This is a genomic window from Shewanella zhuhaiensis, assembly GCF_022484835.1.
Lineage (GTDB): Bacteria > Pseudomonadota > Gammaproteobacteria > Enterobacterales > Shewanellaceae > Shewanella > Shewanella khirikhana.
In genome coordinates, this window is the sequence record NZ_JAKUDL010000001.1 from 1045893 (window position 1) to 1060659 (window position 14767).

Here is a 14767-nt window from a genome sequence, read left to right on the forward strand (position 1 = left end):
AACTATGTTCGACATCCTCTGGAATGCCGCATCCTTCATTGTGGCGCTGGGATTACTGATCACCGCCCACGAATATGGACATTTCTATATTGCCCGTCGCTGTGGCGTGAAAGTGGAGCGATTCTCTATCGGTTTTGGCAAGCCGCTTTGGCGACGCCAGGGGGCAGATGGCACCGAGTATGTCATCGCCATGATCCCCCTCGGTGGCTATGTGAAGATGCTCGACGAGCGGGTTGACGACGTCCCCGCTGCGCTGGCAAATCAAGCCTTTAACCGCAAATCCGTGTGGCAGCGCATTGCCATTGTGGCCGCAGGCCCTATCGCCAACTTCATTTTTGCGGTATTCGCGCTCTACATCATGTACCTGATTGGTGTGCCTTCGGTGAAGCCGGTTATCAACAGCACTCAGGCAGATTCTCCCGCCGCTGTTATCAATGTTAAGGAACCGATGCAAATCCTTGCTGTCTCAGGACAGAAGGTACGCAATTGGGAAGAAGTTAATCTGGCTCTGGTCGGTCACATTGGTGACGACAGCCTGAGCCTGACACTGGCCCCCTTAAATCGCCTTGAAGGCCAAACCGCTGACGAGCGCACCTTTACCCTGGATACCCGAAACTGGCGCTTCGACCCTGAAAAAGAGTCCGCCATCGGCACATTGGGACTGGGCATGCTGCGACCGCAAATTTTGCCTGTGGTGGCTCAGGTCTCCAAAGACAGCGCCGCTGAAGCTGCTGGTGTGCAGGCGGGTGATGAAATCGTCGGTATCGACGGGGTGAGTTACGCCGGCTGGGAGTGGTTTGTTACCACTATCCAAAGCTCGGCCGACAAATCGATTCAGCTCACCATTAAACGCAATGGCGAGCAGAAGGTTCTGACCGCCACCCCAAGGCCCGGCAAAGGCGCCGACGGCAAAACTGTTGGTTTGATAGGCATAGTGCCCCAGGCCAGCGAGCTGCCTGAGTCAATGCGTATTCAGCTGCAGTATGGCGTGATAGACTCCTTGGCGGTTGCGGCCGACAAGACCTGGCAGCTGGTGGTGGTCAGCGTCAAGATGATCGGAAAACTCTTTACCGGCGATGTGTCGGTGAAGAATCTGAGCGGACCCATTTCCATCGCTCAGGGCGCCGGCAACAGCGCCAACTTCGGCTTGGTGTACTTTTTGGGATTTTTGGCTCTTATCAGTGTGAACCTGGGCATCATTAACCTGCTGCCTTTACCCGTACTCGATGGGGGCCATTTGCTGTATTACTTTGTGGAAGTGATCACCGGGAAGCCTGTACCTGAAAAGGTGCAGGAAATAGGATTCAGATTTGGGGCAGCGCTGCTGCTAATGTTGATGAGTATCGCCCTTTTCAATGATTTTGCCCGACTCTGAGCAAGGACAGACAAATAATCAGAAGTGCTCTATGAGATTGAATAAACTTTTTGCCTCTATGATGCTCCTCGGCGCATCGTATTCAGGGACCGGCCTGGCAGACACCTTTACGCCATTTACAGTCACCGACATTCAAGTAGAAGGTTTGCAGCGTGTAGCACTGGGTGCCGCCTTGCTCAGCCTTCCCATCAAGGTGGGTGACCGGGTTGACCAACTCAAGCTGCAACAGGCTATCAAGAGCCTGTATGCCACCACCAACTTCGACACCGTCTCGGTCAGTAATGACAACGGGGTGTTGGTTGTCTCGGTAAAAGAGCGTCCCACCATCAGTGAGGTGACCTTCGAAGGCAACAAGGACATTAAAGACGAACAGCTGCAGGAAAGCCTTGATGGCAGTGGCGTGAAGGTGGGCGAAGCCCTCGATCGCACCATGTTGTCCGGTATCGAAAAAGGCCTGCAGGACTTTTACTACGGCGTGGGTAAATACGGCGCCAAGGTTGAAGCCCAGGTAATTAACCTGCCCCGTAACCGGGTTGAGCTGAAGTTCAAATTTACCGAAGGTCTGGCGGCTGAAATCCGTCAGATCAATATCGTGGGTAACAGCCAGTATTCCGATGCCGAACTGATTGGCATGTTGGAGCTGAAAGATTACGTGGCCTGGTGGGATCTGTTCGGTGAGCGTCGCTACCAGAAGCAAAAGCTGCAGGCTGACCTTGAAACCATCAAGACCCACTATCACAACAACGGTTTTATCCGCTTTGAAGTGACCTCTACCCAGGTGGCGATGACTCCGGACCGCAAGGGCCTGTACATCACCATCAACGTGGATGAGGGCGAGCAGTACAAGGTGAAGGACGTTAACCTCACCGGCGACCTGATGGGTCGCGAAGAGCTGATGCGCGCAATTCTGCCTATCAAGGCCGGCGATCAGTACAACGGTGCCGACGTTACCTTTACCGAAGAAATGTACTCCAAGTACCTGGGCCGCTTCGGTTACGCCTATCCTGAGGTGAAAACCTATCCGGAAATCGATGACGAGAACAAAGAGGTTACCCTCAATGTGAACGTTAAGCCCGGTAAGCGTGTGTATGTACGTTCCATTAACTTCACCGGTAACACAGTGACCAAGGATGAAGTGTTGCGCCGCGAGCTGCGTCAGATGGAAGGTGCCTGGCTTAACTCCGCCAACGTGGAGCTGTCGAAAAACCGTCTCAACCGTCTGGGCTTCTTTGAAACCGTTGACACCGAAACCGTGCAGGTGCCCGGCACCGACGATTTGGTGGATGTGGCCTTCAAGGTGAAAGAGCAGCCATCTGGCTCCTTCAACGCCGGTATCGGCTACGGTACCGAGTCGGGCATCAGCCTGCAGTTTGGTGTGCAGCAGAGTAACTTCCTGGGGACTGGTAATCAGGCGGGTATTAACGTCAATACCAACAAGTACTCCAAGAACGTGAGTCTGTCGTATTCCGACCCTTACTTTACCAAAGACGGTGTAAGCCTGGGTGGTAACATCTACTGGAACGAGTTCGACGCCAACGAGGCGAACCTCGAGCGCTATAAGAACAGTTCCTACGGTGTGGCACTGAGCAGCGGCTTCCCCATCAACGAATACAACCGTATCAATGGTGGTATCGGGTTCCGTCACAACACTATTTCGGAAATTTCGGCTTACGAACAGGCGCTGCGTTTCTACAACATCTACCGTGATGCTGACGACCCGAACGCTGACTTGAGCTTTAACAACTTCGAGCTGAATGCCGGTTGGTACAGAAGTACCTTGAACCGCGGCACCTTCCCAACCGACGGCTCCAGCCAGCGTCTGTCGGGTAAGATGTCGACGCCGGGTTCGGATTTGCAGTACTTCAAGACCGACTTTGATACCAGCTTCTACTTCCCAATTACCCGCAGCCACAATTTTGTGGTGCTGACCCGCGCCCGTCTGGGTTACGGTAACGGCTACGGTGATTTCAACGGCAACGACCAGATCCTGCCGTTCTGGGAAAACTACTACTCGGGCGGCTCCAGCAGCCTGCGTGGCTTCAAGTCCAACTCCGTCGGCCCACGTTCTTTCTACGTGGTACGTGGCAGCGAGCCTTGCTCGCCTGACCCAAGCGGCGACGGCTGTGGTTTGCCGGGCGATCCTAACCAAATTCAGGTGAGCCAGGGCCGCTCCATCGGTGGTAACGCCGTGGCCACTGCCAGCCTCGAGCTGATTGTGCCAACGCCGTTCCTGGATGAAGCCTACAGCAACTCAGTTCGTACCAGCTTCTTCGTCGATGCCGGTAACGTTTGGGATACCGAGTTCGATTACGACAAGTATCGCACCCTGCCAGCAGAGGAATTTGCCAAGCTGGAAGACTATAGCGATCCAAGCCGTATCCGTGCCTCCTGGGGTATGAGCGTACAGTGGTTGTCACCCATGGGCCCCATGGTATTCAGCCTCGCCTGGCCAATTAAGGAATACGAAGACGACGAAACTGAGATCTTCTCCTTCAATATTGGCAAAACATTCTAAAACACATACACTCGGCGACGATTGTGAAAAAACACCACAACAAGGAGTTTATTTTGAACAAGATGCTTAACCGTGCCCTGATGACACTGATGTTGATTGGCGCCCCGCTGGCCGCCAACGCTGAAAAACTGGCGGTAGTGGACATGGGTGCCGTGTTTGAACAACTGCCTCAGCGCGAAGCCATTGGCAAGGCGCTGGAGAAAGAGTTCGGCGATCGTGAAGCCGAAGTGAAAAAGCTGCAGGGCGAGCTGCGCAGTCTGATGGAAAAGAACCAACGTGATGCAGCCCTGATGAGCGAAGCTCAAAAGACTGAAGCTGTGCGCAAGATGGAATCCCTGCAGGCCGATCTGCAACTGAAAGGTAAGGCCCTGCAAGAAGACGTACGTCGTCGTTAGGCCGAAGAGCAAAACAAGATTTTGGTTAAAGTTCAGCAGGTTATCAAAGATATCGCTGAAAAAGAGAAAATCGACATGGTACTGCAAAGCGGCGCCGTGGTATTTGCCAAGCCTCAGACTGATATCAGCAGCAAGGTTGTAGAAGCGCTGAGCAAGGCCAAGTAATAGATGAAGATTGTGACCCTTGGCCAATTGGCAGAACTTCTTGGAGCAGAAATCAAAGGCGACGCCGCGCTGGAAATCAACGCAGTGGCCACCCTTGAAGATGCCCGCGAAGGCCAAATCAGTTTTCTGGCCAACTCCAAATACCGCGCTCAGCTGGAAGGAACCAAAGCGAGCGCTGTATTGCTGTCAGCCAAAGATGCCGACAGCTTTGATGGCAATGCCCTGATCCTTAAAGACCCCTACGTGGGTTTTGCCAGGGTTGCACAACTTCTCGATACAACGCCCAAAGCCGCCGAAGGCATTCATCCTTCGGCGCAAATTGACCCTTCCGCCCAATTGGGTGAAGGGGTTGCCATTGGCGCCAATGCCGTGATTGGTGCCAATGTCATTTTGGGTGACAAGGTGCAGATTGGTGCCGGCTGTGTGGTGGGGCAGGACTCCATCATTGGCTCGGGAACCCGTTTGTGGGCCAATGTTACCCTGTATCACGATGTACATCTGGGAATGGACTGCATAGTACATTCCGGCGCCGTAATTGGCTCAGATGGATTTGGCTACGCCAACGAGCGTGGCACCTGGGTTAAAATCCCTCAGACAGGCGGCGTACGCATTGGCAACAATGTGGAGATTGGCGCCAGCACCACCATAGACCGCGGTGCCCTGTCCCATACCGAAATTCATGATGGTGTGATCCTGGACAATCAGGTGCAGATCGCCCACAACGATATTATTGGTGCCCATACCGCCATTGCGGGCAGCACCACCATTGCCGGCAGTGTGACTATCGGCAAATACTGTATCATAGGCGGTAACAGTGCCGTCGCTGGCCACCTGACCATTGCCGATGGCACCCATGTCAGTGGTGGCACCAATGTGACCAGCGTGATCCGTGAGCCAGGCGTGTATTCGTCCGCCACAGTCGCCATGGAAAACAAGCTGTGGCGCCGCAACACCGTGCGCTTCCGGCAATTGGATGAGCTGTTCCAGCGCGTGAAGGTGCTGGAAGGCAAACTCAAAGAAGAAGAGTAAACGCAGTAGCAAATGCAGTAGCAAATGCGCTTAGGCGCATCCTGAGGAACCAACCTGTGTCGAATCAATTGAACACCATGGATATCAAGGAGATCCTTAAGTATCTTCCCCACAGATATCCGTTTCTGCTCATTGACCGTGTGCTGGATTACACCCCCGGTGAAACCCTGCACGCCATTAAAAATGTGACCATTAATGAGCCATTCTTTGTGGGTCACTTCCCGGTCGCTCCGGTCATGCCCGGCGTGCTTATTCTGGAAGCCATGGCGCAGGCCACGGGTCTGCTGGCATTCAAAACCATGAGCAGCGAGCCATCTCCGGATGTGCTTTACTACTTTGCAGGCATAGATAATGCCCGCTTCAAACGCGTGGTAGAGCCAGGTGACCAGTTGCATTTTGAAGTAAAAATGATCAAAGAGCGCCGCGGGATTGGCGTGTTCTACGGTGAGGCCAAAGTGGATGGTGAGTTGGTTTGCAGCGCAGAAATCATGTGTGCCCGCAGAGAGATTAGCAAGTGATCAGTGAATTAGCCTTCGTCCATCCCGATGCCAAAATCGGGAACAATGTCAGCATCGGCCCCTGGACCTACATTGGTGCAGGCGTAGAAATCGGTGATGACAACATCATTCACTCCCACGTGGTCGTGAAGGGCCCCACCGTGATAGGTAAGGGCAACCGAATTTTCCAATTTGCCTCAGTGGGCGAAGACTGTCAGGACAAGAAGTACGCCGGTGAGCCAACCAGGCTGATTATTGGCGACAACAACATCATCCGCGAAAACGTGACCATTCACCGTGGCACCATTCAGGACAACAGCGAAACCCGCATCGGCTCAAACAACCTGTTTATGGCCTATGTGCACATCGCCCATGACTGTGTGGTTGGCAACAATGTGATTATGGCCAACAACGCCTCCATCGCCGGCCACGTACACGTGGGCGACTGGGCGATTCTGGGGGGTATGACCGGCGTGCATCAGTTTGTGCATATCGGTGCCCATGCCTTTACTGCCGGTGCTTCGCTTATTCTGCAGGACGTGCCACCGTTCGTCATGGCCGCCGGCCAGCCTGCTATTCCCCGTGGTTTGAACAGCGAAGGCATGAAACGTCGCGGTTTCTCCAAAGAAGCCCAGCTCGCTGTGCGCCGCGCCTACAAGACCCTTTATCGTAATAACCTCACTGTGGAAGAGGCCACCGCGGCGCTGGCAGAGGAATCCGCTGCCATCCCCGAGGTGAAGATGATGATGGACTTTGTGGCGAACTCTGGCCGGGGTATTATCCGCGGCTAAGAGTAGCTAATTTTATCCCGTTGACAGGAACGCCATGAGCCAGTCCAAGCAACGTATATTTGCCATTGTCGCCGGAGAACTCTCCGGCGATATTTTAGGTGCCGGTTTAATCAAGGCCCTTAAGACCCGTCACCCCGACGCCCGCTTTATCGGGATCGGCGGCCCGCGTATGGAAGCCCTCGGCTTCGAGTCCCTGTTTGCCATGGAAGAGCTGGCGGTGATGGGCATAGTCGAAGTGCTGTCACGCCTGCCGAGGCTGTTAAAGGTACGCTCGACGCTGGTGAAAGAGATAACAGCCCTCAAGCCAGACTGTTTTATCGGTATCGATGCCCCGGATTTCAACATAGGGCTTGAGCTGAAGCTGAAGCAAAAGGGCATTAAAACCGTACACTATGTCAGCCCCTCTGTGTGGGCCTGGCGACCAAAGCGCATCTTCAAAATCGCCAAAGCCACCAATATGGTGCTGTCCTTGCTGCCGTTTGAAAAAGCCTTTTACGACAAGCATCAGGTGCCCTGTACTTTCGTGGGTCATACCCTGGCTGATGATATTCCGCTGGAGCTCAGTAAAACGGAAGCCCGTGAAACCCTGGGGCTCGACAAGGACGCCGAGTATCTGGCAATACTGCCAGGCAGCCGCGGTGGAGAGCTCAAGATGCTCAGCGAGCCCTTTATCAAGGCGGCTGTTGCCATCAAAGAAGCGCTGCCCGATGTCCGCTTTATCACTCCGCTGGTCAATGAAAAGCGCCGTGAGCAGTTTCTTGCCGCCATTGAGGCTTATGCCCCAGAGCTTGAAATTCAGCTCTTTGACGGCCATAGCCGTGAACTGATGGCAGCCAGCGACGGCATTTTGCTGGCCTCAGGCACTGCAACCCTCGAAGCTATGTTGGTGAAGCGCCCCATGGTGGTTGCGTACCGGGTGGCGCCGCTGACCTACAGCATTGCCAGCCGGATGATGCTGATTAAGCGCTATTCGCTGCCCAACTTGCTTTCCGGCAAGGATTTGGTGCCTGAGCTTATTCAGCAAGATTGCACCCCAGAGAAGATTGCTGATGTGGTTATCAAGATGATGAACAGCGATAACAGGGCGCTTATCGGCGAATTCACCGCCTTGCACCACAGCCTGCGTCAAAACGCCAGCGAACGCGCCGCCGAAGCGGTGGATGCGCTGATTGGCTGTTCGGTTTGATTAGCGATTCGGTTTAAGGAGCGGCAATGGCGGTATATAAAAACCTGACAGCCGAGGCTGCGGCGGCGCTGGAAGCCGAGACCCAGTTTGGTCTGGTGGCCGGGGTCGATGAAGTGGGCCGTGGGCCGTTGGTTGGCGATGTGGTGACGGCTGCGGTTATTCTGGATCCTGCCAACCCCATTGCCGGGCTGAATGACTCCAAAAAGCTGAGCGAGAAAAAACGCGAAGCCCTTTACCCTGAGATCATGGCAAAGGCGCTTGCGGTGTCCATCGGCCGCGCCAGTCCGTGGGAAATCGATGAACTCAATATCCTCCATGCGACCATGCTGGCGATGCAGCGCGCCGTGGCCGGTCTTGCCATCAAGCCAGGCAGGGTATTGGTAGACGGTAACCGCACCCCGGACTTTGGCGTTCAGGCTGATGCGGTAGTGAAGGGCGATGGTCTCATCGCAGCCATCAGTGCCGCCTCCGTGGTTGCCAAGATAACCCGTGACCGCGAGATGGCTGAGCTTGATGCCAAACATCCACAGTTCGGTTTTGCCGCCCACAAGGGCTACCCAACCAAGGCACACTTCGAGGCGCTTGATACCCACGGTGTATTGCCCGAACACAGACGCAGCTTTCGCCCTGTGCGCGAGTGGCTTGAAGCCAACTGCGGCGAATAAATCCTGAAAAAGCAGCGTTGGCAGCTTTTTTCTCTGTTACTTTTTCTCAGCGGGCTGGCAGTAAAGGCTGATGAAGACAGAGCCGTTGCCTCCGGAACGGGTATGCCCCCCACAGTCGCTATGTGTACCACTGGCGAGAGTGCCGGTAGCGATAGACCAAATAGCCTTGAGATTAAAACCGGCACCATCCCCCTCTGCATCATACTGAAACGTACACTTATACTGTCGACAATATATTTCGCTTGCATTAAAACCGGCTGTTGAGTTTTCTAATTCGTGCAGGGCAGCGAGCACTTGTGTTTCTTTGGCACCATCCGGCGCCCCCCATTGGTAGCCCTTTTCGATAAGTTCGGTTTTCTCTTGTTGATATAGTTGGGCGACTGCCCAATAAGCTTCTGGAGTAAAGCTGTTGATGTCCACATAGCGCATGTTCGGCTGACCATTGGCGTAACGTTCGGCGGCATATAGATATATTTGCCCCGCAAAAAGCAGGGGTTCGCCGGTTTGCTGAAATTGTGCAATGGCGTTTTGCCAATCAGCTTTGGTAATCCCCCACGTCAGTAAATCTGTATCCGTCGGTTCAGGTTGCGTCGATACGGCATCAGTATCTAACGTGGTTTCATTGGGCGCTGGTGCGGAAAGTGATGTTTCAGGACTATCTTGAGTTAAGGTTTCCGGCGCCAGCACTGACTGCATCGACGTGTCTGAGTTCATGGCCCTTGGCAGCCGTTCATTTGTTTCGAGATGAATCGATAATAATACCGCCGCTATCATCAAACAGGCTATCACAAGGGAATAAGATTGCCGGATTTCCATTTCGTTTCAATCCGTTGAGTTTGTGTCATTTATTACCAACATAGATGATTTGCTATAAAGCGTAAACGGTTAATGCGATGCATTAAGTTATCTGAGCTCCTGGTCGTCATGGCTGCGAAAGCAGAATACGCGCTATTGAAACTGGCCTCTGACAGCAGCCGCGGGCGTTTCTGGCGCGAATAATGCCTTTGCTTGTGGCTCATCTCAGGGCGACCTGAGCGCCGGCGCAGCCCTTGTGTAAACTGTGCAAAAACGCCGCTTCTCAGGCGGCGTTTCTCAGTAAAGTCTTTCGCCCTGTCCTGCGGGCATGTTATCTTTCTCCTTTGATTTTTCGTGCCATAAAAGCCTTCATTGCCCATGTCTCAGCCCAAGTTTGTTCACCTGCGAGTGCACTCCGACTTCTCCATGACCGATGGTCTGGCCAAGGTCAAACCCATCCTCGGCAAAGCCGAAGCCCTGGGAATGGCGGCGATTGCGCTCACCGATCAGAACAACCTTTGTGGTCTGGTAAAGTTCTATGGCACTTGCCATGAAAAGGGCATCAAACCCATTATCGGTGCCGACTTCTGGATGTTGGTGCCGGGGTTTGAAGAGGAGTTTTGTGCCATCACAGTGATTGCGATGGACAACGAGGGCTACCAGAACCTGACTCAGCTCATCAGCCACGCCTATCTGCGTGGTCAGGTGCAGGGCAGGGTGGCTATCGATCAGGAATGGTTGCTGGAGTTTAACCAAGGCATTTTGCTGCTCTCGGGCGCCAAAGAAGGCGACCTTGGCAAGGCGCTGCTTAAGGGCAATGCCCCTCAGGCCGCCAGCCTGACTGAGTTCTATCAGACGCATTTCCCCGACCGTTATTTTATCGAGCTTATCCGTACCGGCCGTGCAGACGAAGAAACCTACCTGCATATGGCAGTGAAGCACGCTGGTGAATTCGACCTGCCGGTGGTGGCCACCAACCAGGTGGTTTTTTTGAACCCGGAAGAGTTTGAGGCCCACGAAATTCGGGTGGCCATTCACGACGGCTTTACCCTGGCCGATAACCGCCGGCCCAAGAAATACAGCGACCAGCAATATCTTCGCAGCGAAGATGAGATGTGTGAGCTGTTTTCCGACATCCCCGAAGCTATTGCCAACACGGTGGAAATTGCCAAGCGCTGTAACGTGACTGTGCGCCTGGGTGAGTACTTCCTGCCCAACTTCCCCACCGGCGATTTAAGTACCGAAGACTTCTTGGTAGTGCGCTCCAAAGAGGGGCTGGAAGAGCGTCTCGAGTTCCTGTTCCCCGATCCCGAGGTCAGAGCCGAGCGGCGCAAAGAGTACGATGAGCGCCTCGATATCGAGCTTAAAGTAATCAACCAGATGGGCTTCCCCGGTTACTTCCTTATCGTAATGGAGTTTATCCAGTGGGGTAAGGATAACGGTATCCCCGTAGGGCCGGGGCGGGGCTCGGGCGCGGGCTCTTTGGTGGCCTACGCGCTGAAAATTACCGACCTAGATCCACTGGAGTTTGACCTGCTGTTCGAGCGCTTTTTGAACCCTGAACGGGTATCCATGCCCGACTTCGACGTCGACTTCTGTATGGACAGGCGCGATGAAGTGATTGATCACGTGGCCGAGCTTTACGGCCGCGAGGCGGTGTCGCAAATCATCACCTTCGGTACCATGGCCGCCAAGGCGGTGGTACGTGACGTGGGCCGGGTGCTGGGCCACTCCTACGGCTTTGTGGACCGCATCTCCAAGATGATCCCGCCCGAGCCTGGCATGACCCTGGCAAAAGCCTTCGAGGTCGAACCTGGACTACAGGAAGCCTATGATGCCGATGAGGAAGTGAAAGACCTTATCGACATGGCGCGCAAGCTTGAGGGCGTGACCCGTAACGCCGGTAAGCACGCCGGGGGCGTGGTAATCGCACCCACCAAAATTACCGACTTCTCGCCGCTTTATTGCGACGCCGAGGGTAAAAACCCGGTTACCCAGTTCGATAAGAACGATGTGGAATACGCAGGTCTGGTGAAGTTCGACTTCCTCGGCCTTAGAACCCTGACCATCATCGACTGGGCCCTTGGGATGATAAACCCGCGCCTTGCCAAAATGGGCAAGGACCCGGTGGACATTGCCGCAATTCCGCTGGTGGACTCAAAATCCTTCGCCATGCTCAAGCGCTATGAAACCACCGCGGTGTTCCAGCTTGAATCCCGCGGTATGAAGGACCTTATCAAGCGACTGCAACCTGACTGTTTTGAAGACATGATTGCACTGGTGGCTCTGTTCCGTCCCGGGCCGCTGCAGTCGGGCATGGTAGATAACTTTATTGACCGTAAGCACGGCCGCGAGGAGATTTCCTACCCCGATGCCACCTGGCAGCACGAGTGCCTGAAACCCATTCTGGAACCCACCTACGGCATCATCCTGTATCAGGAGCAGGTGATGCAGATTGCCCAGACGCTCTCGGGCTATACCCTTGGCGGCGCCGACATGCTGCGCCGCGCCATGGGTAAGAAAAAGCCCGAAGAGATGGCCAAGCAGCGGGCTGTGTTCCAGAAAGGGGCCGAAGACAATAACGTCGATGGCGAGCTCGCCATGAAAATCTTCGACCTGGTGGAAAAGTTCGCCGGTTACGGTTTTAACAAGTCGCACTCGGCCGCCTACGCACTGGTGTCGTACCAGACGCTGTGGCTCAAGGCTCACTATCCGTCTGAGTTTATGGCGGCGGTAATGTCGGCGGATATGGACAACACCGACAAGATTGTAACCCTTGTCGATGAGTGCGAGCGCATGGGGCTTAAGATCATCCCGCCGGATGTGAACAAGGGCCTGTTTAAATTCACCGTGGATGAAGAGCTCAACATCGTTTACGGCATCGGCGCCATCAAGGGTGTGGGTGAGGGGCCGGTGGAGGCCATTCTCGAAGCCCGCAAAGACGGCCCCTTCAAAGACTTGTTCGACTTCTGCGCCCGCATCGATTTGAAAAAGCTAAACCGGCGGGTGATTGAAAAACTGATTTGTTCCGGTGCGCTGGATAGCCTGGGGCCGCACCGTGCCTCCATGATGGCAACTTTGCCCGAGGCGATGCAGGCGGCGGATCAGCACGCCAAGGCCCAGGCCACCGGCCAGCACGATATGTTTGGTCTCTTGAACGATCATCAGGAAGACGCCAAGCAGCAGTTTGTGGAGTGCATGCCCTGGCCGGATAAAGTCTGGCTCGAGGGCGAGCGTGAGACCCTGGGCCTGTATCTTACCGGTCACCCCATCAATCAGTACCTGAAAGAGCTGAAAAATTACACCTCCGGGCGCCTGAAAGACATTCACCCCACCGACAGGGGCAAGACGGTCAAGGCCGCGGGGCTGGTGGTGGCCAGCCGGGTGATGCTCACCAAGCGTGGCTCCAAGATGGGGCTGCTGACCTTGGATGATAAGAGCGCCCGCCTCGAGGTAATGCTCTTTACCGAAGCGTTCGAGAAGTTTGGCCATCTCTTGGAAAAAGACCGCATTCTTATCTGCGAAGGGGAAGTGAGTTTCGACGATTTCTCCGGCGGCAACCGCATGACTGCCCGCAACATTATCGATATCAGCGAGGCCCGCAGCCATTTTGCCAAGGCGCTGCAGGTGGATATCCTCTCGAGCCAGTGTCCGGAAACCGTGATGGATGCTTTCTTCGATGCCCTCAGTCCCTGGAAAGGTGGTGCCGTGCCGCTGGTGGTGAATCTTCAGCGTGATGATGCCAGTGGTCGCCTGCAGCTTGGTGATGAGTGGCGGGTGAACCCCACCGATGAGCTGGTACTGGCGCTGCAAACCCTGCTTGGGCCGGATAAGGTCAGGATTGATTTCTGATGACGCCGGGAGCCCTTGCCGCCCTGATTGACTCGGCGCTGTCGCAGTTACCAACCGCTGCGTTGCCAAAGCGGATAGTGCTTGGTTACAGCGGCGGGCTTGATTCTGAAGTGCTTGCCTGTGCGCTGGGGCAATTCAAGCAGGCGCCAAACAGCGCCGCCATCGAGTGTCTGCTGGTGCATGTGCACCACGGTTTGAGTACCAACGCCGATGCCTGGGCGGCCCATTGCCGCGAGCGCGCGGCCATCTACGGTTTACCGCTGGTGGTCGAGCAGGTCAGTGTCAAACAGGGGGCGCGGCTGAGTCTTGAGGCTGAAGCCCGCAATGCACGCTACCGGGCGCTTTGCGGTCATCTGCAAGCGGGCGATGTGCTGCTTACTGCCCATCATCAGGACGACCAACTGGAAACCGTGCTGCTGGCGCTGACCCGAGGTTTGGGCCCCAAAGGCCTTGCCGCCATGGGTGTGTGCCAGCCACTGAGGCTGGACAGTGCGAATGAAGCCGAAGCTGCAACAAACGAACAAGTTGCAGATGATACAAAAGGCTGGGCGCGGTGTGCGTTTCAGCTAAGACCCTTTCTGCATCTTTCCCGTGATGAGCTCAAGCAGGCGTCAGACAGCCTGGGTCTGGTTCATATCAATGATGAGAGCAACGCCGACACCCGCTTTGACCGTAATTACCTGCGCCTCGAAGTTATCCCAAAGCTTACCGCCCGCTGGGGCGCCATTGCCGCCACCGCCAGCCGCTCAGCAAGGCTCTGCGCCGAAAGCCAAAGCCTGCTCGATGATGAAGCGAGGCAGCGTTTGGCGCCACTGCTGGATACCTGTCCTTACAGTGTGCAGCCAAGGCTGAAGCTTAGCCCGCTCGAGGCCATGTCAAAGGCCTGGCAGGCGCAGCTGGTAAGGCACTTTTTGCTCGGGAATCGTCTGGCCCCGCCATCCGAAGTGCAGCTCGATGAAGCCTTGTCGCAGCTGTTGGCTGCGCGGGCAGATGCGTCGGTGGAGATGCAATTTGGCGCCACGCGCCTGCGGCGTTTTCAGGACTGGCTCTATGCCGATACTGTATCGCCGGAGCGTTCTGGCAATGCCAAACCCAAGGCTAGTCCTGGCACAAATAGCGCAATCACCCTGGCTGAACTGAAGGCCGGAATCGAGACGCCGCAGGGGATGCTCAGGCTTTTGCCTGCTGAGGGGGCTCAGTTTGCCATTGCGGCAACCGCACTTGAAGGCCAGTTATCGCTTGCTTACGGCCTGCCTGGCAGCCTTAAAGCCAGGCCCGCAGCCAGGGCACATTCCCGCGAACTTAAAAAACTCTGGCAGGAGCAAGGGGTGCCGAGCTGGCTTCGAGCGACAATTCCTATGCTGATGTGTGATGGCAAGCTGGTGGCCGCTCTCGGTGTCTGGATTGAGGCGGATGCCTGTGCCAGAGCAGGAGAGCCTGGCTTCAGTGTGCAACTGTCCCGCTGTCCCTAAAAATAAAAAACGCCTGCGGTTGCAGGCGTT

The 14767-nt window shown here is 55.2% G+C and carries 10 protein-coding genes and 1 pseudogene; 10 read left to right on the forward strand and 1 reads right to left on the reverse strand.

Annotated features, from left to right (window positions below; translation table 11 throughout):
- The first annotated feature begins 4 nt into the window (after positions 1-4).
- The 8 genes and pseudogenes from rseP to rnhB all read left to right on the forward strand — a co-directional run bounded on the left by rseP (position 5) and on the right by rnhB (position 8618).
- Complete coding sequence (gene rseP / locus MJ923_RS04480; protein ID WP_240590062.1) at positions 5-1375, forward strand: sigma E protease regulator RseP; 1371 nt, start codon at positions 5-7, stop codon at positions 1373-1375.
- A 31-nt stretch (positions 1376-1406) separates the two neighbouring features.
- Complete coding sequence (bamA, locus tag MJ923_RS04485; RefSeq protein WP_240590063.1) at positions 1407-3890, forward strand: outer membrane protein assembly factor BamA; 2484 nt, start codon at positions 1407-1409, stop codon at positions 3888-3890.
- A gap of 62 nt (positions 3891-3952) precedes the next feature.
- Positions 3953-4450 (forward strand): annotated as a pseudogene (locus tag MJ923_RS04490) (OmpH/Skp family outer membrane protein).
- Between the two features lie 3 nt (positions 4451-4453).
- Positions 4454-5479 carry a UDP-3-O-(3-hydroxymyristoyl)glucosamine N-acyltransferase gene (gene lpxD, locus MJ923_RS04495; protein ID WP_240590064.1) on the forward strand — a complete coding sequence of 342 codons (1026 nt, stop codon included), beginning with the start codon at positions 4454-4456 and terminating at the stop codon, positions 5477-5479.
- A 56-nt stretch (positions 5480-5535) separates the two neighbouring features.
- Positions 5536-5997: a 3-hydroxyacyl-ACP dehydratase FabZ gene (gene fabZ, locus MJ923_RS04500; RefSeq protein WP_126166277.1), complete on the forward strand. Its 462-nt coding sequence runs from the start codon at positions 5536-5538 to the stop codon at positions 5995-5997.
- Positions 5994-6767, forward strand: coding sequence for an acyl-ACP--UDP-N-acetylglucosamine O-acyltransferase (lpxA, locus tag MJ923_RS04505; protein WP_240590065.1), 774 nt, complete (start codon positions 5994-5996; stop codon positions 6765-6767). Before fabZ ends, lpxA begins: the two co-directional genes overlap by 4 nt.
- A gap of 34 nt (positions 6768-6801) precedes the next feature.
- Positions 6802-7953 (forward strand): lipid-A-disaccharide synthase, encoded by a 1152-nt coding sequence (lpxB, locus tag MJ923_RS04510; RefSeq protein WP_240590066.1) that lies wholly within the window; start codon positions 6802-6804, stop codon positions 7951-7953.
- Between the two features lie 26 nt (positions 7954-7979).
- Entirely contained in the window at positions 7980-8618 is a 639-nt protein-coding gene (gene rnhB, locus MJ923_RS04515) for a ribonuclease HII (RefSeq protein ID WP_240590067.1), read from the forward strand.
- A 36-nt stretch (positions 8619-8654) separates the two neighbouring features.
- On the opposite strand, the gene MJ923_RS04520 is transcribed toward rnhB, so the two are convergent.
- On the reverse strand, positions 8655-9434 hold the full coding sequence (locus MJ923_RS04520) for a hypothetical protein (RefSeq protein ID WP_240590068.1): 780 nt from the start codon (positions 9432-9434) through the stop codon (positions 8655-8657).
- Between the two features lie 357 nt (positions 9435-9791).
- Between MJ923_RS04520 and dnaE the strand changes: the two genes are divergently transcribed.
- Both dnaE and tilS read left to right on the forward strand, forming a co-directional pair.
- Positions 9792-13265 carry a DNA polymerase III subunit alpha gene (dnaE, locus tag MJ923_RS04525; protein WP_240590069.1) on the forward strand — a complete coding sequence of 1158 codons (3474 nt, stop codon included), beginning with the start codon at positions 9792-9794 and terminating at the stop codon, positions 13263-13265.
- Complete coding sequence (tilS, locus tag MJ923_RS04530; protein WP_240590070.1) at positions 13265-14737, forward strand: tRNA lysidine(34) synthetase TilS; 1473 nt, start codon at positions 13265-13267, stop codon at positions 14735-14737. Before dnaE ends, tilS begins: the two co-directional genes overlap by 1 nt.
- Positions 14738-14767 lie beyond the last annotated feature (30 nt).